Raw genomic sequence first — 19,735 nt, forward strand, 5'->3', positions numbered from 1 at the left:
ATTGTTTAACAAAAAAAGACCGCGTATGGCGGCCTTTTAGATACTGCTTCCTAATAAATTTAGACTTCCAGCAAATCGTTGGTTTTACGAACGCCTTCAGCACTTTCTTTCATGTGCGCCTTTTCTTCTTCAGAAAGTTCCAGCTCCACGATCGTTTCGATTCCATTCTTTCCTAACAGAACAGGTACGCCAATGCAAATATTGTTCATGCCATACTCGCCTTCCAGCATCACAGAACAAGGGAACATTTTCTTTTGATCGCATGCTATTGCCTGAACCAGCGAAGAAACGGCTGCCCCGGGAGCGTACCATGCAGAAGTTCCCAATAACTTAGTAAGCGTTGCACCGCCCACTTTGGTGTCTTCCATAACTTGTTGTAAACGTTCTTTAGAAATGAACTTGGAGACCGGCACACTGTTTCGCGTTGCCAGACGTGTCAATGGCACCATACCGGTGTCACTATGCCCACCGATGACCATTCCGTCTACATCGCTAATGGGAGCCTCTAAAGCTTCCGCTAAGCGATACTTAAATCGGGCACTGTCCAAAGCACCTCCCATACCAATGATCCGGTTTTTTGGAAGTCCTGTGGCTTTATGCGCCAAATAGGTCATGGTGTCCATTGGATTGCTCACCACGATCAAGACCATATTCGGAGAATGTTTTTCAAGGCTTGAAGCGACAGTTTTTACAATACCTGCATTGATCCCGATCAATTCCTCACGGGTCATTCCCGGTTTACGAGGAATCCCACTAGTGATCACACAGATATCACTTCCGGCAGTTTTAGAATAATCATTTGTTGTACCCACAATTCGGGTGTCAAAGCCATTTAAAGAAGCCGTTTGCATAAGGTCCATCGCTTTTCCTTCGGCATATCCTTCTTTTATGTCCAACAAAACAACTTCACTGGCAAAATTCTTTATTGCAATGTATTCGGCACAACTTGCACCTACAGCACCTGCTCCTACAACTGTTACTTTCATGTAAATAGATTTATATAGTTATTGTTTTTTCTTCTGAAAAAATTCTTTTTCGAAATGTTTTGCAAAAGTACAATTATCTGTTTTAAAATGTAATAAGATTCTCTTAAAAACAAAACGCCCGGGAGATTTCCGGGCGTTTAGATAAAATGTGTCGCTTATGCGTCGATATTGGCGTACACGGCATTCTTTTCAATAAATTCACGGCGAGGAGGAACCTCATCGCCCATCAACATAGAGAAGATACGATCTGCTTCGGTCCCATTATCGATCGTTACTTGACGCAAGGTTCTAAAGTCCGGATTCATGGTTGTATCCCACAATTGTTCTGCATTCATTTCTCCAAGACCCTTATAACGCTGAATGTTCGCGCTTCCGCCAAATTCTGCATTCAAGGCATCCCGCTCCTTATCCGTCCAAGCATAGGCCTTCTTAGCGCCTTTTTTCACTAAGTACAATGGTGGGGTAGCAATATAAACATAACCGGCCTCAACCAATTCCTTCATATAACGGAAGAAGAAGGTAAGGATGAGCGTGGAGATGTGGCTACCATCCACATCCGCATCACACATAATCACTACTTTATGATAGCGCAGTTTTTCTAAATTAAGTGCTTTACTATCTTCTTCGGTACCAATGGTTACTCCCAGTGCGGTATAGATGTTCCGGATCTCTTCATTTTCGAACACCTTGTGCTGCATTGCTTTTTCTACATTCAGGATCTTACCTCGAAGTGGCAGTATTGCCTGGAAGTTACGGTCCCGGCCTTGCTTCGCCGTTCCGCCTGCCGAGTCACCCTCTACAAGGAATACCTCACATTTTGAAGGATCTTGTTCGGAGCAATCGGATAGTTTACCGGGAAGTCCGCCACCGCTCATCACAGTCTTTCGCTGCACCATCTCACGTGCTTTTCTGGCTGCGTGTCTCGCTGTTGCCGCCAAGATCACCTTTTGCACGATCGTTTTAGCGTCGTTGGGGTTTTCCTCCAGGTAGTTCTCCAGCATTTCAGAAACCGCCTGACTCACAGCTGAGGTAACTTCACGATTCCCCAATTTGGTCTTCGTTTGCCCTTCAAATTGTGGTTCGGCTACCTTTACTGAAATGATCGCTGTTAGTCCTTCACGGAAGTCATCTCCCGAGATCTCAAACTTCAGCTTGTCCAGCATTCCTGAAGCATCGGCATACTTTTTCAATGTCGTGGTCAATCCGCGACGAAAACCGGATAAATGAGTTCCACCTTCATGGGTGTTGATGTTGTTAACGTAGGAGTGTAGATTCTCGTTGAACGATGTATTGTACACCATGGCAACTTCTACCGGAATGTCGTTCTTTTCTCCTTCCATAGAGATCACATCTGCGATCAACGGTTCTCGGTTCCCATCCAGAAACCGGATAAATTCCTTTAATCCTTCTTCACTGTGGAATGTTTCGGTCACGATTTCGCCTTTCTCATCCGTTTGACGTTTATCGGTCAATGTAATAGTAATTCCTTTATTCAGAAAAGACAATTCACGCATACGGCTTGCCAATGTGTCGTAATTGTACTCCAGGGATTGCTGAAAAATCTTTTCGTCCGGTTTGAAGGTGACTGTAGTGCCACGCTCGTTAGTATCTCCAACTGATTTAACGGGATACATGGTCTTACCACGTTCATACTCTTGCTCCCAGATCTTTCCGTCCCGATAAACGGTAGCTTTTAAGTTTTCAGACAATGCATTTACAACAGAAACTCCAACACCATGCAACCCTCCGGAAACTTTATAAGAGTCCTTGTCGAATTTTCCTCCCGCACCAATTTTGGTCATAACAACTTCCAATGCCGAAACACCTTCCTTTTTATGCAGATCAACGGGAATCCCTCGTCCATTATCCTGAACTGTGATGGAATTATCTTCATTGATCCACACATGAATAGTGTCACAATGGCCTCCCATCGCTTCATCGATGGAATTATCTACTACCTCATAGACCAAATGATGCAACCCTCGTACACCAACATCACCAATGTACATGGAAGGACGCATGCGCACATGTTCCATTCCCTCCAACGCCTGAATACTGTCGGCACCATAGCTGCCTTTTTTCTGTTCTTCGCTCATAAAAATTAGGTCGTTTTGTTCAATATCTTAATAACGAACAAATATAACAAAACCCCCATTAAAATATGGGGATTCGGCCACTTATAGATGTCAAGTTATTAACAAAATCTTGTGAAAAAAATAAAGCTCTTATATGCTTCTTATAAAACCCAAAAATATCTCCTCCACCTTACATACTTGAAGCGACATTTTTAGCGTTATATTGGCATTAAAGTTGTGGTTTTACAATCAAAAATAAATTTCAATCGTTAAATATTTTGACCTATATCTATGAAGACATTCTATACCTTTCTTTTTCTCACCTTCACTACCATATCCTTCTCTCAATCCATGGAAGCGCAAGCGTTCCCCAAGATGGACGCCAGCCCATTGGATCTTGCCATTGCCAGAGCCGACAGGAATGCGCCTCCCATGGCGCGTGTAATATATAGCCGTCCCTCTAAGAAGGGGCGTGTGATTTTTGGCGAATTGGTACCTTTTGATAAGGTATGGCGTACCGGAGCTAATGAAGCAACCGAACTTACACTGTACAAACCCATGATGTTAGGCAACAGCACTCTGCAACCCGGATCTTACACCCTCTATACCATTCCGGGGAAGGAGGTCTGGACCGTCATTATAAACAGCGACACCAATGCCTGGGGTGCGTACAGCTATAAAAAAGAAAAAGATGTTGCCCGCATTGCCGTTCCTGCCAGAGAAACCGTTGCACCTACAGAATCATTGTCCATGGTCTTTCGTCCTGATACCGATGGGACCACACTTATGATCGGTTGGGACAGCACCTACATTGAAATACCGTTCAAGTCACTTTAAGAATACGTTTCTTATTACCTAAGGAATGTTTAAATATTTGTGCGTCTGCAAAGAGACCTTCCATTTGGGATTTGCCATGACGTAGTCTACTATTAATGGGATTACGGTTTCGCGCTTGCTCCATTCGGGCTGTAGGTACAAGATGCATTTTGAGGAAACTTTTGCAGCTTGTTCTTCGGCAAAGCGAAAATCATCTTTATTATAAACGATCACCTTAAGCTCATCTGCCACATCGTAAATCTCTTCCTTTGGAAGTTTGATCTTCTTTGGTGATAAACAAATCCAGTCCCATTGACCTGTGAGCGGATAAGCACCCGAGGTCTCAATATGGATCTTTGCTTCTTTTGCTTTCAATTCTTCGGTTAGGGGATTCATGTTCCATGTAAGTGGTTCCCCTCCCGTAACCACAACAGTATTTGAATGTTTTACGGCGTTCCCTACAATAGTTTCAACAGCGGTAGGTGGATGAAGCGCCGCATTCCAACTCTCCTTCACATCGCACCAGTGACAACCGACATCACATCCCCCGATACGAATAAAATAAGCTGCGGTCCCCTTATGGAACCCCTCTCCCTGAATGGTGTAGAACTCTTCCATTAACGGAAGCAGAAGTCCAAGATCTACAAGTTCTTTCGTCTCTTTTTGCATAGGTTGCAAAGGTACATTTTTTAAGTCGTTAGGTACGCAGGGGATACAAAAAAACTAAAGTTGCGGCATCGCATCTTTTTCCGAATTAAAACCATCGATTTATCCGCAAACAGCTTTTCCTACATTTCCTACAACCCGATATAGAATTGATCTCTACAAAGTAGGTCATCCCAAAAAGCACTCTCTTGAACGAAAAAAACCCTTCTTACTTTCACGTAAAAACATACAATTCTATTTTTACGTACATTTTTAAAACTCTTGCTCCCCCGCTATATGAAAGTTAAGATGTTACGATCACTCTTAGTGATTCTTTACTGGACACCGATTCTCACTGCACAGGTAGGAATTGGCACCACCGCCCCCGACCCTTCTTCCGCTCTCGATATTACAGCAACTGACAAAGGTATATTGACGCCTCGTATGACCACGGCGCAGCGAAATTCGATAGCCAATCCTGCCAATGGTCTTATGATCTATAATACCGATTCGGACGAGTTTCAATACAATTCAAATAACTCTTCGACTCCTGCTTGGAGAGCCTTGAGCTTGATAAGTACTTCTGCCACCGCTCCGGGCAGCTCTCTTAAATATAGCAACACAGATATTACGACCAATATAAACCAGGCAAGCGTTATTAACCTTCCGGTATTTGGCAATTCCCTTTGGAACGATGATACCGGCTTGTACGTGGTTTCGGGGAACCAATTGACCATTACGCAGGCGGGTCGCTATGAGTTCATTATAAATGCGTCTATAGCTAATAATACCGCGACCGACAGGAACGCGCCTGAAATGCGTCTCTATATTAATGGCACGGCCGCAGGAGCATACGCTTCCACGGGCTATATGAGAAGTGCCAACAATCACGAACAATCTTCTTTACACCTTCGGGAGGTCCTTGAGTTAAACGCAAATGATATTGTGACGGTAGGGATTGGACGTGCCGGAAATTCGGGGTCTGTGTTACTGCGAAGCACCGGAAGTACAACCTTTTATGTAGAAAAGAAGTTGTAAGATGAACCGCACGCTCTCTACTACCATTGGCTTCTTGTTTCTTTGTTTCTTAGGTATGTCCCAAATTGGAATTGGCACAGAGACAGTAGACCCCTCGGCTATTCTTCAAGTAGAATCTGTTTCTGAAGGAATGTTGCTCCCCTCCTTGACCACGACCAACCGGAATCAAATTTTACTTCCCGCAAAAGGCCTAATCATTTATAACAGCAACACCAATACCTTCGAATATAATGCAGGAACCACAGTTGGGCCTCAATGGGTATCAATTCACGATCGTGGTACGCGAACCTCAAAGCTGGGCCAATCGGCTAAATATTCTAATACCAATATTTCCACAGACATCAATGCGGCAACGATCATTGATCTTCCTATCTTCGGAAATGAGGAGTGGAACGATAATTCGAGTTTGTTCAGTTTTTCGGGAAATCGTTTGCAAGTGAATGAGACCGGACGGTATAAGTTGAATGTGAATGTGTCGATACAAAGCACCTCGAACGATGGACGAAAAGCTCCGGAGATCTACATCGCGGTGAATAACATACAGGTGGCTTCTTATGCTTCCACAGCTTACATGAGACTTGCTGGGAATCACGAAGCAGCTTCCTTGCATCTCAATGAAAGTCTCTCGTTAAACGCGAATGATATCATCACCGTGAAAATCGTTCAGTCCGCAGCAAACAATTCAGCTTCGATGCGGTCTGCGGGTTCATCCACTTTCTATATTGAAAAGATCGATTAGGTTTGCTTTAAAACAATTTAGTCTGAAGGATTCGTTTCTTTTTTAACTGCGATCACCTCTATTTCAATCTTAGCAGCTCTGGCAAGCCCCTTTGCAGCGAAGGTAGTTCGAGCCGGCTTTTGTGGTAGATATTGACTGTAAATTCGACTGAAGGTATCAAAATCTTCCATATCTGCCAGTATAACGGTCGCTTTAACCACGTCACCCAGCGCCAGACCATGCTGTTGCAATACATCTTTTATATTCTCTAAGGTTTGAGTGGTTTCGGATTCGATACCTCCCTCAACCAGTTCGCGTGTACTGTGGTCCATTCCAATTTGGCCCGAAAGAAAATAGAGCCTACCTACCTGTACCACATCGCTAAAGGGTACGTTTGCTTTTGTTGGTTCATGAGAAGAATGAAATATAATCTGTTGTGTTTCTGCTTCGGAATCGGGAAGAGGTTCTGTATTTTTTTCTGAAAAGTTACAACTTGCCATTCCGAAGAAAAGGAAAAGCACAACACGATTTAACACTAAAAGTTTCATTTGTTCGAAAATTAAAATTTTAAAGTACGGAATATTTCACTGGCAGTGTGACAATTGTTATTTTTATCGAAAATTTAAAGGATGGCAGATCAGCAAACTTTTTTCGACCACATTACTGAAGGAAATACCTTTAAAGGGGAGGCTATTACTTTGGGTGCGGCCATGCTGGACGGGGAGACTATTACAAATGCACTTGTAAAAGTTCCATTAAAGACCATGAATCGTCACGGACTCATTGCCGGGGCTACGGGTACCGGAAAAACAAAAACACTCCAGGTTTTAGCCGAAAATCTTTCAGAAAAAGGCATTCCGGTGCTTTTAATGGATATGAAAGGAGATCTTAGCGGTATTGCACAACCCAGCCCGGGGCATGCGAAGATCGATGAACGCCATGAAAAAATAGGTATCCCCTTTGAAGCGAAGAAGTTTCCGGTGGAGATACTGTCCCTATCCGAACAGAAAGGGGTGCGCATGCGTGCCACGGTAAGTGAATTCGGGCCTGTTCTCCTGTCGCGCATTTTAGACCTAAGCGACACCCAGTCGGGGATCGTTTCTGTGATCTTCAAATATTGTGATGACAATAAGTTACCATTGCTGGACCTCAAGGATTTTAAAAAAATATTACAATACGCCACCGAAGAAGGAAAAGATGAGCTGGCCAAGGACTACGGCAGGATCTCATCTGCTTCAACCGGGGCCATCCTGCGCAAGGTTGTTGAATTGGAGCAACAGGGCGGCGATCTTTTCTTTGGTGAAAAATCCTTCGATACAGACGATCTTTTACGTATCGACGAGAATGGTTTCGGCTACATAAATATCCTGCGACTTACGGATATTCAAGACCGTCCCAAGCTGTTCTCTACCTTTATGCTTTCGCTGTTGGCCGAGATCTACGCCACTTTTCCCGAACAGGGAGATACCGGAAGACCGGAATTGATCATCTTTATAGATGAGGCGCATTTGATCTTTAAAGAAGCAAGTAAAGCCTTATTGAATCAAATTGAGAGTATCGTTAAACTCATTCGTTCCAAGGGAGTTGGGTTGTATTTCGTCACACAGAACCCTACAGATGTGCCCGATGAAGTATTGAGTCAATTAGGACTAAAGGTGCAGCATGCGCTTCGTGCTTTTACAGCCAAAGACAGAAAAGCGATCAAGCTTACGGCAGAAAATTACCCCATCTCCAACTATTATAAAACCGATGAAGTACTCACTTCCTTAGGAATTGGAGAAGCCCTTGTTTCGGCCTTGAATGAAAAAGGGATCCCCACTCCCCTGGCCGCTACCCTGCTCCGTGCGCCTATGTCGCGCATGGACATACTGGAAGATACCGAACTGGAAGAATTGACCGGGCATTCTAAATTAATTAAAAAGTATAATGAAACGATTGATCGTGAAAGTGCTTACGAACTTCTTAATGAGAAGATAGAACTTGCCGATCAAGAAGAAGCCAGAGAAAAGGCACGGCGGGAGAAAGAAGCTGTGGAGCGGAGCTCGACGCGATCTTCAGGCAGTAGAAGACGTCGCACTACTCAAAATCCTTTGGTAAGAACCCTTACGAGCCCAACGGTAATACGCAGCGTGTTGGGAATTCTCGGAAAAATGATGCGTTAATAACTCAAAAAGAACCAAACTTTATATGAAAAAGACCCTATTTTTAGGAGCATTACTGACCCTTTTATTTGTACAATGCGGAAAAGACAACGATCCTTTCCTCATTAAGCAAGGTGCCATTGGAAATCTTACCAAAAATGTACAAATGAAACAGATCGATTCTATTTTTGCCCAAGATTCCATTGTGCGTTTGAATCCTATTGCCGATGCATTAGGAACGCAAGGAGAAGTAGAGATCTACGAAAAAGGAGGCAAAAAATTACTTTTACTATCTCCCGATAACGAAAGCGACCCAACATCTGTTATTACCAATGTACAAGTGTTCGATGAACGCTACGAGACCGAAAAAGGGCTTAACATGAACAGTACGTTTAAAACGGTAAAAGAAAATTATACGATTGCAGCTATTGAATCGACTATAAATGCCGTGGTAGTTTTCTTAGAGAACAGCGATATTTTTATAACCATTGACAAGAAACAACTTCCCGAAAATTTAAGGTATGACTCCAATGCGAAAATAGAAGTGACTCAAATTCCGGATGAGGCAACTTTTAAATATTTTATGATTGGTTGGGATGCCGAAGATTAAATTTCTCTAAAAACTATACCAAGGTTTTGTTAAGTTCTATCGGCATGTAATTTCTATCTCCTACTTTTAATCATAACAACAACCAAAACCAGAAATGTTATGATTAAAATCTTGGGGTTTATTTTGACCATAGGAGGCGGAATCTCCTTAGTAATGGGCGTACTTGGTGCCTTTGGAAGTGCAAGCGTAGGGCTTAGTCCCTGGGCTCTAATTATTTTAGGAGTTGTATTCTTCTTTGCAGGAATAGGCTTGTTGAAATATAGAAAAGATACCGATGTAGCCGAATCAAACAATTAATAACGTAAACCCTCCTTGTGAGGGTTTTTAAATTTAGTACTTATGCCAGATCCAAGAATTAAAAATGAAGATCAATATGAAGCCTTGCGCGATAAAGGGTACAGCAAGCAAAAAGCAGCCCGAATCGCCAATACACCTAACGCAGGGGAAAAAGGAGGAAAAGCACAACCTTATGAAGAGTGGACAAAAAATGAATTGTACCAACAAGCAAAGAAGGTTGGCATCGAAGGACGTTCTAAAATGAACAAAGAACAACTCATCAAATGCCTGCGCTCTAATTAGACCTTATCTACTTGAAGAAGTGCTACAGATATTTTTGTACCTTCGGGTGCACAAACAGGCTTTTTGGTGGATTCAGATTTTAACTGAAAGTAAAAGAGGTAAGGACGTTATGTGAAAAGAGTTTTTATAGGATAAACTCTCTATTCTCTTGTAAAAATCAAATCCGGAAGGACATGAAAAAAATCATCTTACTTCTTTTACTGTCTTCAACCTTTATGGGTTGTAAGAACAATGCAGAGAAGGACACTATTGCTCCAACCGACGAACAAGTTGGATCGAACTGTGAGAGCCAAGCTACCTTTGGCGATCTAAGCCTGTGCTTCCCTGAAATCACCGGTCTCACCGAATGTTACGACAATCCGAGCGTACGTTCTGTTGTGGATCAGTTTAATGATTCGGAAAACACTATACTGGGTTACTACATTGAAGATGCACTGTGCCGGAACGCAGCGAACTTCGGAACTGTTTCTTACGATAATTATTATCAGATCTACGCGACCAACATGGCGAAGAATTATCACATGACCGTCGACGAAATGAACCAGATCATGACGATGATGACCAGCGGCTTCTTGGATAAAACAATGGAGACGGTAAATGAGAGTGAGGCATTTTCAGCAAAAAAAATTGAGGTGAGTGAACCCACCCTCATTGAAAAATACAGATTAAACCACAACTCCTCTACCCTTATCTTATTAATGAACATTGCCAATGAAAATGAAGCCCGAACCATGGGGGTCTCCATGACAGCAGTGCTTATTAGAAACAGAATCGTTTTTGTTACACATTATTTGGATTACGAGGATGAGTCGTCCCTAAACATGCTTAAAGAACACACAGAAACCTTCATTGCCAAGTTTTTAAAAGCCAATAACTATTCGTAAATCCTATTGTATTCCAAATGATCTTAGCACCTTTCCATCTCGCAATTCCCGTACATGATCTCCATGCTTGCAGAACTTTCTATAGAGATATTCTTGGATTTTCTGAAGGACGCAGCAGCGATCACTGGGTTGATTTTAACTTCTTTGGCCATCAGTTAGTGCTTCATTACAAGGAAATCGCTTCAGAAGAAGCCGCAACTAACCCTGTAGATGGAAAAGATGTTCCTATTCCACATTTTGGGGTCGTATTGGACATGGCAACTTTCACCGAGTTTTCAGAAAAACTCAAAAAAAATAATGTTACTTTTATCATTGAACCCTACATCCGATTTAAAGGATTAACCGGGGAGCAAGCTACCATGTTCTTTAAGGATCCTTCTGGAAATGCCTTAGAATTCAAGGCTTTTAAGAACATCGATCAATTGTTTGCCAAATAGAATATTATGAGATACATCAACCCGAAAGTCATCCGACAAATATTTGTCCTGCTGCTTATTCTCCTTATGGGCGGACTTATTTTTAGAGAGATGATGCCTTATCTATCGGGTGTTTTGGGCGCTATCACAATTTATGTGCTCATGCGTAAATGGATGGCTCGTTTAGTGAGAAAAGGCTGGCACCCAGATCTTGCTGCCGGGGTCCTAATGCTCCTGTCCTTTGTTGGTATTTTAATTCCGGTAACCGGGATCGTTCTTATGCTTACCAACAAGATCAGTAATGCCGTTAAAAATTCGGAACGTGTCGTGAAGGCATTCAAAGAACAACTGGCATCCATTGAAGAAAAGGTTGGGTATGATCTCAATTCACAGATCGATGCCGGTGCGGTTTCTTCTTGGCTTTCAGAAAATTTACAAAATTTTGCCGGAGGAACCTTTAACATGTTCATCTCTATTGGTTTAATGTATTTTCTTCTTTATTATATGTTTACCAACAGACGTGAATTGCGCGAGTCTTTATACGAGTTTATTCCCATTAACCGTGATAATCTCAAAACAATTGGAAATGAAGCCCAAATGATGGTGCGATCCAATGCGCTGGGTATCCCTTTGGTAGCTGTCGCACAAGGTGTGGTAGCTCTTATTGGGTTTTTGATCTTTGGGATCGAAGATCCCTTATTCTGGTTCGTGATCGTTACTATTGGCTCCATGATCCCCTTTGTTGGAACACTATTGGGTATTTTACCGGTGTTTATCCTTACCCTTTCTGCCGGACATACCTTCCAGGCGTGGGGAATTCTTATCTATGGCTTTGTGATTGTGGGTTCCACAGATAATATCATCCGATTGTATGTATTAAAGAAGCTGGACAATGTACACCCTTTAATTACGTTGATAGGGGTGATCGTAGGAGTACCGCTCTTCGGATTTATAGGATTGATATTTGGTCCCCTACTTATTAGTTTGTTCTTGATTGTTCTACGAATCTATAAAAATGAGTACGGTAAAGAAGTGCACAGCGGGGAAGAAGAGCTCTAATTTTTCTTCACAAAACTTTGGCTCTTTCCGGTATTTTATAACGTTTCTTTAAAATAATTTCTGAAGCAATTCAAGTACCTTTCTTCTTCTAACAATTACAACTATGCTATTCAAAAAAAATAAGTCCAAAACTGAAGCTTCAAACGATGCAGCCGAATCCTACGCCAAAGAAAAAATTACGAAGATTGAGGATGGTGATGTGGAAATTCTCATGGACAATCAAGAACAGATTTCAAAAAAGCTTAGTCAATCCAGTCCTTTGAGCAAGTATTTGGAAATTGGAAAGCTCATGATGGCTATGGTAAAGGACATAAAAAAAGGAAGTTACAGCAATGTCCCGTGGTTCACTATTGCCACCATTGTGATGGCACTACTCTATGTATTGAATCCTATGGACCTTGTGCCCGATTTTATTCCCGGCATCGGGTATCTGGATGACTTGGCCATTCTGTCTATAGGGATCGGATGGATTGAAAGTGACCTGCACCGCTACCTAGACTGGAAGCTTGAACAAGGACAGGGGATCTAAATACTTTTACGCTGTTCTCTGGCGAGCAATGTATTCTTTAATAACATCGCAATGGTCATAGGGCCTACACCCCCGGGTACCGGCGTTATAAAGCTTGCCTTTTTACTCACATTCTGGAAATCTACATCCCCCGTGATCACATATCCCTTCGGATGAGATTCGTCGGCAACGCGGGTAATACCTACATCTATTACAACCACATCGTCTTTTACCATTTCTGCTTTCAGAAAATTGGGTACCCCCAAAGCAGATATAATGATATCGGCCTGGGTGGTGATTTGAGCGATATTCTTTGTATTGCTATGGGTGAGCGTGACGGTACTATTACCGGGCCAACCCTTACGACTCATTAGAATACTCATGGGACGCCCCACAATATGACTCCTTCCTATTACTACCGTATGCTTACCCTTTGTATCGACATCATAACGCTCTAGAAGCTCCAAGATCCCAAAGGGTGTTGCAGGTATGAAAGTACTCATATCCAATGCCATTTTGCCAAAATTCTCCGGATGAAAACCATCCACATCCTTACTTGGGTCCACTGCCATCAACACTTTTTGGGTATTTATTTGCGGCGGAAGCGGCAATTGGATTATAAAACCGTCAATGTCGTCATTTTCGTTAAGCTCCTTAATTTTTTGAAGCAATTCATATTCGCTCGTCGTATGCGGTAGTCGCACCATGGTCGATTCAAAACCCACACGCTCACAGGACCGTACCTTACTGCCCACATAAGTTAAACTCGCTCCGTCGTCACCTACAATCACTGCGGCAAGATGTGGTACTTTTTCACCATTGGCTTTCATTTTAGCCACTTCGGCAGTGATCTCGTTTTTAATGTCGTTTGATACTTTCTTTCCGTCAAGTATGGTCATGGGCGTATATATATGGATTATAGTATTTCTGCTTAGTTATCTCATCTTACCCATCATTTGCATCATCTTGCGGCTTCCGCCCCCTTGCATCATCTTCATCATTTTACTCATTTGATCAAACTGCTTCAGCAATTGATTTACCTGAGTTACCGAAGTTCCGCTTCCTTTTGCAATTCTCTTTTTCCTGCTGCCGTTGATCACAGCAGGTGTGCTGCGCTCTTCGGGGGTCATGGAGTGAATAATGGCTTCAATATGAACAAAAGCGTCATCATCTATGTCCACATCCTTTAAAGCTTTACCGGCACCGGGGATCATCCCTACAAGGTCCTTCATGCTTCCCATCTTTTTGATCTGCTGGATTTGCTTTATAAAATCATCGAATCCAAATTGGTTCTTTGCGATCTTTTTCTGAAGCTTACGCGCTTCCACCTCATCAAATTGCTCTTGGGCGCGTTCTACAAGGGAAACAACATCTCCCATCCCCAAAATACGATCGGCCATACGAGCAGGGTGGAATACATCAATCGCATCCATCTTTTCGCCTGTACCAATAAACTTTATGGGTTTATCTACCACACTCTTTATAGAGATTGCAGCCCCTCCGCGGGTATCTCCATCTAATTTTGTAAGTACAACACCTTCAAAATTTAAACGATCGTTAAAGGCCTTGGCAGTATTAACAGCATCCTGCCCTGTCATCGCATCTACTACAAACAATGTTTCTTGAGGCTGGATCGCTTTATGAACATTGGCGATCTCGGTCATCATTTGTTCATCTACGGCCAAACGACCTGCCGTATCGACGATCACAATGTTGTGCCCGTTGGCTTTGGCGTGTGCTATCGCATTTTGGGCGATCTCTACCGGGTTCATATTCCCCTCTTCACTATAGACTTCTACTCCAACCTGATCTCCTACAACGTGCAACTGATTGATCGCAGCCGGACGGTATACATCACAGGCTACCAATAACGGTTTTTTGCTTTTCTTGGTTTTTAGATAATTAGCCAGTTTTCCGGAGAATGTGGTCTTACCACTACCTTGAAGTCCGGACATTAAGATAATGCTGGGTGACCCTTGCAGATTTATTCCGGCCGTTTCACCTCCCATGAGTTCGGTGAGCTCGTCCTTTACCAGTTTCACCATTAATTGTCCCGGCTGTAAGGTGGTCAAAACATTTTGACCCAAGGCTTTTTCCTTGACCGTATTGGTGAATTCTTTAGCGATCTTAAAGTTAACATCGGCGTCAAGCAATGCACGGCGAACTTCTTTTAAAGTCTCTGCAACGTTTACCTCCGTAATGCTTCCGTGGCCTTTTAATACGTGAAGGGCTTTATCTAATTTATCACTTAAATTATCGAACATTTTCTTTCTCTTTAGGATTGCAACACACCCGCTTCAATAGGTTGGGCGTATGAAGGTGCAAAGATACTAATTGACAAGGGAGTTACAAAGTAGGATTTGTGGAAAGATAAGCAGCCTTTAAAAGTTTTTAATTACCTTAGTCATGCTGTAAAAGCTCCTCAAATCGATTGGCTGGTTGTTAATACATTATTTTCCATATATAAAATTAACACTATGCGCAAAACTTATCGTTACCGAGACCTTTCATATCCCGTGGAGGACTCAACTGAGGTATTTCTTACCGTTACGTATATTTCAGACGGCAACTTGGGAAAAACACTGGTCTATCAACCCCATCTGGGAAATCCGGAGATCGAAAACTCGGGTACTGTTTCTATTGGGACAGGAGCCCAATTACGAGGAAGGATTACCATCTGCCTTACCGAAATTGCCAATTTGAATCCAAACGAAGATGAGATTAGCCTGTCCTTTTCTTTGAACGACACACCCCTTGTAGCCCATCACAACGATAAGAGTGAAGAGAACAATCCTACCATTGTGCTTTTTATTAGATTTCCGAAACCATGAAAAGGATAGCTGTTTTATTTTGTTGTCTTCCCTTTACCCTGATTGCACAAGAGGTGTTGGAGCCACTTACAACACCTTCCGCTCCAGCAGCGACTATTTTGGAGTTGCAACCCAAAGTGATCCTACAGCCTAAATCATATCAAACCCTAGAAACGGCCTTGTATTCAAATTTTCTGAATGAAACCAACGAGGCTGTCATTCCTGCCAATTTTGCGCTAGAGTTTACACCCTACTGGACCACGAACCACGGTTTATCGCTCATGGATTATTTGTATCCTGAAACACTTGCCGATCAACTGCTTAGAAATTCGTCCTTTTCTTTAGCATCCACACAATCGTTCGTCCTTGGAGACAGCACCACGACCAACGGAATTGGATTTGGTTATCGTACCTCTTTCTTTTTTCCGAATACTGCGGATAAAGAAACCACCAGGGCAGCGATTGAAGCGATTCAGAAGGATAATACCCTAAAAGGGCGCATTCAGCTCGAGGCTTTCGATATCACTGAGAACAGGAAGGTTGCCAACAAATCCGAATTCCTATTATGGATGGATGCCGTTGTAATTCGCGAACTTAAAATTTATAGCAGCTTAACTTCAGACAACGATCTCAAAGCTATTTTAGAGAACATAACCAAAGAAAGTAGGCTCTTACCAGAGCTTGATCTGGAACATCCCGACCCCTTTATCGATCAATACAAGGAAATAGTTGACAATGCCGTAAAAACTAAGCTTCTACTGTCTAATTTTGAAAGTTACTTAAAAAACCGTCAAGGTCTTACCATTGATGTTGCCTTGGCTTCCCTCCTTGTTTTTCCTACCAATTCTTTTGAATTCTCCTACCTTCCTAAAAACGCAATATGGCTCACGCCCTCCTATCGTTTTTCACGTACGTTAGATTTTCTGCAAGTACTCGGAGTACTTCGTTATGAATGGTATCTGGATGAATTTTACGATCGTTATTTTCCCAACACCTTTACCTACCAACACACATGGGACTACGGTCTTTCTGCAGTGAGCGAATTTAAACGCTTATCCCTTCAATTCGAGTTGGTGGGCCGGCAACGAAGCGCTACCATTCCTGCGGGCTTCGATGCAATGGGCAATGCACTCTTCAGAAAAGAAAAAGACAACGATCTTCAATACGCGGGCACGATCGCTTATCAATTAACCGATAAAATTGTATTGTCCTATACCTTGGGAAGTAGGTTCGAGACTATTTTAAATCCTTCGGAAACCCTAATTTCATTACTCTGTTTAAATTTTGGATTTGGAGGGCCAAATATGAGCGATCTCGAATTGCTGAAAGAATGACGGCAGCCGCCCTTATTCCGAGGAAAACATAACTCCATCCATTACAAGCATACCGGATATATAAATCTTTTGTATCTTTAATTGGAAGTTTCCTTGCAGTACATCTTTGAAATAAAGGTAGTATGACTTAAAATCGCACAGGATAGAAGACGTCACGAAAAGGTGACGGTATAAAAGGTTCATCACAGAATGCTTTTTTATTATTTGCTGCGTATTGATTTGTAGCGGCACCACACCAACACTAATTCGAAGTATATGAAATCACCAAAATCCATTATTTTAGTATTGATCGCACTTTTGCTTTTTACTGAAACACAATACGCACAGGACGCAAATTCACAGGCCTTCTGGGTTCACGAAGATCCTGTGTATCCGGCTAAAGTTGCCGATTATGAAGAGTATTGTAGCATTCTTGCAAACAGTTGTAAAAAATTTAATATTGACACTGCCCATTGGTATACTGTTTCTACCGACGATTTGCGGTATTTCCATTTATCCCCGATAGACAATATGGCCGATCTTGATAAGAGTCGATTCTCAGGACTACAGAGTAAGATGGGAGAACAGGAATTCAATCAATTGTTCGACAATTTCGACAACTGTTACGATACTCATAGCGATTACATTATCCATCTTGATAATGACCTTTCCTATATGCCGGGGGGGGTAGACATTGTCGAAGACGGCCTGGAGTTCAGAAAACTAGAATTCTGGTATACAACACCACAAAATTTTAACAAGGTATTGGACCTGGCCATGCAGTTTAAACAGCTCTATGCCAAGAAAAATTCACCAGAACACTATCGCGTTTACCGGAGTGGTTTTGGAGCTCCCGGACAATTCATCCTAGTAGCTATTTCTGCTAAAAGCCCCGAAGACTACGAGCGAATTCGCAAAGAAAACAAAGAAATATTAGGCGAAGAGCGTAACAAGATTTATGAGCAACTGTTAAGTTCCATCATGCGAGTTGAAACATTAAATGGCTATATGCGAAGAGACCTTTCTTATATTCCGGCCGGAACGAAATAGACCGTCACTTTTTTTTTGCATTAACGTCTTCCTCGACGTTTAAAACCTCCGCCCTTGGGCTGAGGTTTCTTTTTATTACTGTTCTGTCGACCGCGTTGATTTTGTGCTTTATTCTCTGCCTTGCGTTCCAATACCTCTGAAAGGGATTCGGTCACTTCAAAGCCGGAGATCGTTTCGCTTTGCAACGGTTCTCCTAACAGTTTCTCGATACCGGCCACATACTCATTCTCATCTACGCTTACAATAGAGATCGCTTCGCCCGATGCGCCTGCCCTTCCGGTACGCCCTATGCGGTGTACGTAATCTTCAGGAATGTTGGGGAGCTCGTAATTGATGACATGAGGCAGTAACGGTATATCAAGCCCACGCGCAGCAATATCTGTTGCAACGAGAACACGCACCTTTCCGCTTTTAAAACCAGACAGTGCTTTGGTGCGTGCACCCTGACTTTTATTACCATGTATTGCTGCTGCACTAATCCCAGCCTTGTCTAATTTTTGACATAACCTATTGGCACCGTGCTTTGTTCGTGTAAAGATAAGGACTTGTTGCCAGTCTCCTTCAGATATCAATTTAATCACAAGATCGGTCTTCTTGCTTTTGTCGGTTCGGTATACGATTTGATCGATGATTTCTACTGCAGTATTTTCCGGAGTGGCCTCTACTTGCACAGGATGATGCAAAAAAGTATTTGCCAATTCCTTGATCTCTTTTGAAAAAGTTGCCGAAAAAAGCAGGTTTTGCCTCTTTGCCGGAAGTAACGCAATAATTTTTTTTATATCCCTAAGAAACCCCATATCCAACATACGATCGGCCTCATCGAGAACCAAAACCTCAACATTGGAGAGTGATACAGCCCGCTGATTTTGTAGATCCAGCAATCTGCCGGGAGTGGCGACCAAAATATCTACTCCTTGCCGAAGGGTCCGTATTTGCGGATTCGCATTTACGCCTCCAAATATCACTGCAGCACGTAAGGAAGTAAACTCTCCGTACTCTTTGAACTCTTCATACACTTGTGCTGCTAATTCTCGAGTTGGCGTAAGGATCAAGGCCCTTACAGGGCGCTGTCTCAATTGCGCCTGATTGTTTAAAATTTGGAGCATCGGTAAGGCGAAAGCAGCTGTCTTTCCGCTACCGGTTTGTGCAGAGGCCAATATATCTTTACGTTCTAGTATATTGGGGATGGCTTTTTGCTGAATGGGAGTTGGAGAAGTATATCCTTTTTTGCTGATAGATCTCAGCAGGGCATCGGAAAGCCCAAGTGTTTTAAATGACATATAAATTGTTTACAAAATGACAATTTAGCGTAACGTCATTTCTATAAGAGGCTCAAAGATACGTTTAATTATCTCCCCCGCACATATTTAATTCCGGCTTATAAAATAGATTACGTAGAACTACGTAGGTGATTTATTACTAAATTATGTATATTTAACCTGTTGTTTGCCAATTATTTAGTCCTCAGCTACGCATCGAATTTTACTTCTACTTATAGAATGGATTTTTCAATTAACACTAATTAACAATCAACCCTATGAAAACAATTAAATTTTTCGGATTACTATTTGTAAGCTTTTTAACGTTATTATCCTGCAAGGAACAACCAACAAGGTATACACAGTCATCTCCAGAAATCGACACCTTAAAAGCGGCTATAGCTGCGTATGAGGCCGGTGACTGGGAAGGTTACCAAACTCATTATGCCGACACGGCAAAGATCTATCACAATACCACCGATAAATTTTTATCGGCTACCGACAATGCAAATGCGTTCAAGGAATCAACTGCCCAGTACTCCTCTTATGGTTTTATCAAAGACGAAGGCGACTCCGAAATGGTCGTTACCGATGACGGGGAGACGTGGGTTAACTACTGGGGTGTGTGGCAAGGCACTTTAAGTGCCAACAACCAATCTTACAAAATGCCTGTCCATCTCACCGCACAATTCGCAGATGGAAAGATCGTAAAAGAATATGCGTATTACGATAGAACTCCTATAGTACTTGCCCAAATGGAAATGCAAGCAGCGCAAGAGGAAGCCGGTATGGAGGAAGATGCAGCGATGGAAACTCCTTCTAATTAGG

At 42.4% G+C, this 19,735-nt stretch carries 22 protein-coding genes; 15 read left to right on the top strand and 7 right to left on the bottom strand.

What is annotated here, in order from left to right:
* Positions 1 to 59: 59 nt before the first annotated feature.
* Positions 60 to 986: a malate dehydrogenase gene (gene mdh / locus JS40_RS06325; protein ID WP_034259215.1), complete on the bottom strand. Its 927-nt coding sequence runs from the start codon at positions 984 to 986 to the stop codon at positions 60 to 62.
* 155 nt (positions 987 to 1,141) lie between these two features.
* Positions 1,142 to 3,082, bottom strand: a complete 1,941-nt coding sequence (gene gyrB, locus JS40_RS06330) for a DNA topoisomerase (ATP-hydrolyzing) subunit B (RefSeq protein WP_034259216.1) — start codon at positions 3,080 to 3,082, stop codon at positions 1,142 to 1,144.
* A gap of 270 nt (positions 3,083 to 3,352) precedes the next feature.
* On the opposite strand from gyrB, the gene JS40_RS06335 reads away from it, so the two are divergent.
* Positions 3,353 to 3,898, top strand: coding sequence for a DUF2911 domain-containing protein (locus JS40_RS06335; protein WP_034259217.1), 546 nt, complete (start codon positions 3,353 to 3,355; stop codon positions 3,896 to 3,898).
* A gap of 18 nt (positions 3,899 to 3,916) precedes the next feature.
* Here the strand turns inward: JS40_RS06335 and JS40_RS06340 are convergent, their stop codons facing one another.
* Entirely contained in the window at positions 3,917 to 4,546 is a 630-nt protein-coding gene (locus JS40_RS06340; protein WP_034259218.1) for a 7-carboxy-7-deazaguanine synthase QueE, read from the bottom strand.
* A 285-nt stretch (positions 4,547 to 4,831) separates the two neighbouring features.
* Between JS40_RS06340 and JS40_RS14790 the strand changes: the two genes are divergently transcribed.
* Both JS40_RS14790 and JS40_RS06350 read left to right on the top strand, forming a co-directional pair.
* Entirely contained in the window at positions 4,832 to 5,560 is a 729-nt protein-coding gene (locus tag JS40_RS14790; protein ID WP_152558146.1) for a hypothetical protein, read from the top strand.
* A 1-nt stretch (position 5,561) separates the two neighbouring features.
* The gene (locus JS40_RS06350; RefSeq protein ID WP_034259219.1) at positions 5,562 to 6,299 is read left to right on the top strand and encodes a hypothetical protein; all 738 of its coding nucleotides are present in this window, start codon (positions 5,562 to 5,564) and stop codon (positions 6,297 to 6,299) included.
* A 17-nt stretch (positions 6,300 to 6,316) separates the two neighbouring features.
* Here the strand turns inward: JS40_RS06350 and JS40_RS06355 are convergent, their stop codons facing one another.
* Positions 6,317 to 6,826, bottom strand: a complete 510-nt coding sequence (locus JS40_RS06355; RefSeq protein ID WP_034259220.1) for a RidA family protein — start codon at positions 6,824 to 6,826, stop codon at positions 6,317 to 6,319.
* Between the two features lie 81 nt (positions 6,827 to 6,907).
* On the opposite strand from JS40_RS06355, the gene JS40_RS06360 reads away from it, so the two are divergent.
* The 8 genes from JS40_RS06360 to JS40_RS06395 all read left to right on the top strand — a co-directional run bounded on the left by JS40_RS06360 (position 6,908) and on the right by JS40_RS06395 (position 12,496).
* Positions 6,908 to 8,440, top strand: a complete 1,533-nt coding sequence (locus JS40_RS06360) for a helicase HerA-like domain-containing protein (protein WP_034259221.1) — start codon at positions 6,908 to 6,910, stop codon at positions 8,438 to 8,440.
* 25 nt (positions 8,441 to 8,465) lie between these two features.
* Positions 8,466 to 9,029 carry a hypothetical protein gene (locus JS40_RS06365; RefSeq protein WP_034259222.1) on the top strand — a complete coding sequence of 188 codons (564 nt, stop codon included), beginning with the start codon at positions 8,466 to 8,468 and terminating at the stop codon, positions 9,027 to 9,029.
* Between the two features lie 99 nt (positions 9,030 to 9,128).
* The gene (locus tag JS40_RS06370) at positions 9,129 to 9,326 is read left to right on the top strand and encodes a hypothetical protein (protein WP_034259223.1); all 198 of its coding nucleotides are present in this window, start codon (positions 9,129 to 9,131) and stop codon (positions 9,324 to 9,326) included.
* Positions 9,327 to 9,368: 42 nt separating this feature from the next.
* On the top strand, positions 9,369 to 9,608 hold the full coding sequence (locus tag JS40_RS06375) for a Rho termination factor N-terminal domain-containing protein (RefSeq protein ID WP_034259224.1): 240 nt from the start codon (positions 9,369 to 9,371) through the stop codon (positions 9,606 to 9,608).
* Positions 9,609 to 9,781: 173 nt separating this feature from the next.
* Positions 9,782 to 10,492, top strand: coding sequence for a hypothetical protein (locus tag JS40_RS06380; protein WP_152558147.1), 711 nt, complete (start codon positions 9,782 to 9,784; stop codon positions 10,490 to 10,492).
* A 17-nt stretch (positions 10,493 to 10,509) separates the two neighbouring features.
* Complete coding sequence (locus JS40_RS06385; protein ID WP_034259227.1) at positions 10,510 to 10,929, top strand: VOC family protein; 420 nt, start codon at positions 10,510 to 10,512, stop codon at positions 10,927 to 10,929.
* A 6-nt stretch (positions 10,930 to 10,935) separates the two neighbouring features.
* Positions 10,936 to 11,967, top strand: coding sequence for an AI-2E family transporter (locus JS40_RS06390; protein WP_034259229.1), 1,032 nt, complete (start codon positions 10,936 to 10,938; stop codon positions 11,965 to 11,967).
* Between the two features lie 103 nt (positions 11,968 to 12,070).
* Positions 12,071 to 12,496, top strand: a complete 426-nt coding sequence (locus JS40_RS06395) for a YkvA family protein (protein WP_034259231.1) — start codon at positions 12,071 to 12,073, stop codon at positions 12,494 to 12,496.
* Here JS40_RS06395 and JS40_RS06400 read toward each other — a convergent pair.
* Both JS40_RS06400 and ffh read right to left on the bottom strand, forming a co-directional pair.
* The gene (locus JS40_RS06400) at positions 12,493 to 13,374 is read right to left on the bottom strand and encodes a bifunctional 5,10-methylenetetrahydrofolate dehydrogenase/5,10-methenyltetrahydrofolate cyclohydrolase (protein ID WP_034259233.1); all 882 of its coding nucleotides are present in this window, start codon (positions 13,372 to 13,374) and stop codon (positions 12,493 to 12,495) included. The genes JS40_RS06395 and JS40_RS06400 overlap by 4 nt on opposite strands.
* Before the next feature lie 36 nt (positions 13,375 to 13,410).
* Positions 13,411 to 14,739, bottom strand: a complete 1,329-nt coding sequence (gene ffh, locus JS40_RS06405) for a signal recognition particle protein (protein ID WP_034259235.1) — start codon at positions 14,737 to 14,739, stop codon at positions 13,411 to 13,413.
* Between the two features lie 213 nt (positions 14,740 to 14,952).
* Here ffh and JS40_RS06410 point away from each other — a divergent pair, with 213 nt between their 5' ends.
* From JS40_RS06410 to JS40_RS06420, 3 genes are all read left to right on the top strand, one after another.
* Positions 14,953 to 15,306, top strand: coding sequence for a hypothetical protein (locus JS40_RS06410; protein WP_034259236.1), 354 nt, complete (start codon positions 14,953 to 14,955; stop codon positions 15,304 to 15,306).
* Positions 15,303 to 16,619 carry a hypothetical protein gene (locus JS40_RS06415; protein WP_034259238.1) on the top strand — a complete coding sequence of 439 codons (1,317 nt, stop codon included), beginning with the start codon at positions 15,303 to 15,305 and terminating at the stop codon, positions 16,617 to 16,619. Before JS40_RS06410 ends, JS40_RS06415 begins: the two co-directional genes overlap by 4 nt.
* Before the next feature lie 255 nt (positions 16,620 to 16,874).
* The gene (locus JS40_RS06420) at positions 16,875 to 17,648 is read left to right on the top strand and encodes a hypothetical protein (protein WP_034259240.1); all 774 of its coding nucleotides are present in this window, start codon (positions 16,875 to 16,877) and stop codon (positions 17,646 to 17,648) included.
* 20 nt (positions 17,649 to 17,668) lie between these two features.
* Here JS40_RS06420 and JS40_RS06425 read toward each other — a convergent pair whose 3' ends face one another.
* Entirely contained in the window at positions 17,669 to 18,928 is a 1,260-nt protein-coding gene (locus JS40_RS06425) for a DEAD/DEAH box helicase (protein ID WP_034259242.1), read from the bottom strand.
* 257 nt (positions 18,929 to 19,185) lie between these two features.
* Between JS40_RS06425 and JS40_RS06430 the strand changes: the two genes are divergently transcribed.
* Positions 19,186 to 19,734, top strand: a complete 549-nt coding sequence (locus tag JS40_RS06430; RefSeq protein WP_034259243.1) for a nuclear transport factor 2 family protein — start codon at positions 19,186 to 19,188, stop codon at positions 19,732 to 19,734.
* Position 19,735 lies beyond the last annotated feature (1 nt).

The sequence above is a fragment of the Altibacter lentus genome (assembly GCF_000746845.1).
Lineage (GTDB): Bacteria > Bacteroidota > Bacteroidia > Flavobacteriales > Flavobacteriaceae > Altibacter > Altibacter lentus.

What these genes read in the sequence shown, in the direction of transcription:
- mdh (WP_034259215.1), bottom strand. Translation starts at nt 986, where the DNA reads ATGAAAGTAACAGTTGTAGGAGCAGGTGCTGTAGGTGCAAGTTGTGCC.
- gyrB (WP_034259216.1), bottom strand. Translation starts at nt 3,082, where the DNA reads ATGAGCGAAGAACAGAAAAAAGGCAGCTATGGTGCCGACAGTATTCAG.
- JS40_RS06335 (WP_034259217.1), top strand. Translation starts at nt 3,353, where the DNA reads ATGAAGACATTCTATACCTTTCTTTTTCTCACCTTCACTACCATATCC.
- JS40_RS06340 (WP_034259218.1), bottom strand. Translation starts at nt 4,546, where the DNA reads ATGCAAAAAGAGACGAAAGAACTTGTAGATCTTGGACTTCTGCTTCCG.
- JS40_RS14790 (WP_152558146.1), top strand. Translation starts at nt 4,832, where the DNA reads ATGTTACGATCACTCTTAGTGATTCTTTACTGGACACCGATTCTCACT.
- JS40_RS06350 (WP_034259219.1), top strand. Translation starts at nt 5,562, where the DNA reads ATGAACCGCACGCTCTCTACTACCATTGGCTTCTTGTTTCTTTGTTTC.
- JS40_RS06355 (WP_034259220.1), bottom strand. Translation starts at nt 6,826, where the DNA reads ATGAAACTTTTAGTGTTAAATCGTGTTGTGCTTTTCCTTTTCTTCGGA.
- JS40_RS06360 (WP_034259221.1), top strand. Translation starts at nt 6,908, where the DNA reads ATGGCAGATCAGCAAACTTTTTTCGACCACATTACTGAAGGAAATACC.
- JS40_RS06365 (WP_034259222.1), top strand. Translation starts at nt 8,466, where the DNA reads ATGAAAAAGACCCTATTTTTAGGAGCATTACTGACCCTTTTATTTGTA.
- JS40_RS06370 (WP_034259223.1), top strand. Translation starts at nt 9,129, where the DNA reads ATGATTAAAATCTTGGGGTTTATTTTGACCATAGGAGGCGGAATCTCC.
- JS40_RS06375 (WP_034259224.1), top strand. Translation starts at nt 9,369, where the DNA reads ATGCCAGATCCAAGAATTAAAAATGAAGATCAATATGAAGCCTTGCGC.
- JS40_RS06380 (WP_152558147.1), top strand. Translation starts at nt 9,782, where the DNA reads ATGAAAAAAATCATCTTACTTCTTTTACTGTCTTCAACCTTTATGGGT.
- JS40_RS06385 (WP_034259227.1), top strand. Translation starts at nt 10,510, where the DNA reads ATGATCTTAGCACCTTTCCATCTCGCAATTCCCGTACATGATCTCCAT.
- JS40_RS06390 (WP_034259229.1), top strand. Translation starts at nt 10,936, where the DNA reads ATGAGATACATCAACCCGAAAGTCATCCGACAAATATTTGTCCTGCTG.
- JS40_RS06395 (WP_034259231.1), top strand. Translation starts at nt 12,071, where the DNA reads ATGCTATTCAAAAAAAATAAGTCCAAAACTGAAGCTTCAAACGATGCA.
- JS40_RS06400 (WP_034259233.1), bottom strand. Translation starts at nt 13,374, where the DNA reads ATGACCATACTTGACGGAAAGAAAGTATCAAACGACATTAAAAACGAG.
- ffh (WP_034259235.1), bottom strand. Translation starts at nt 14,739, where the DNA reads ATGTTCGATAATTTAAGTGATAAATTAGATAAAGCCCTTCACGTATTA.
- JS40_RS06410 (WP_034259236.1), top strand. Translation starts at nt 14,953, where the DNA reads ATGCGCAAAACTTATCGTTACCGAGACCTTTCATATCCCGTGGAGGAC.
- JS40_RS06415 (WP_034259238.1), top strand. Translation starts at nt 15,303, where the DNA reads ATGAAAAGGATAGCTGTTTTATTTTGTTGTCTTCCCTTTACCCTGATT.
- JS40_RS06420 (WP_034259240.1), top strand. Translation starts at nt 16,875, where the DNA reads ATGAAATCACCAAAATCCATTATTTTAGTATTGATCGCACTTTTGCTT.
- JS40_RS06425 (WP_034259242.1), bottom strand. Translation starts at nt 18,928, where the DNA reads ATGTCATTTAAAACACTTGGGCTTTCCGATGCCCTGCTGAGATCTATC.
- JS40_RS06430 (WP_034259243.1), top strand. Translation starts at nt 19,186, where the DNA reads ATGAAAACAATTAAATTTTTCGGATTACTATTTGTAAGCTTTTTAACG.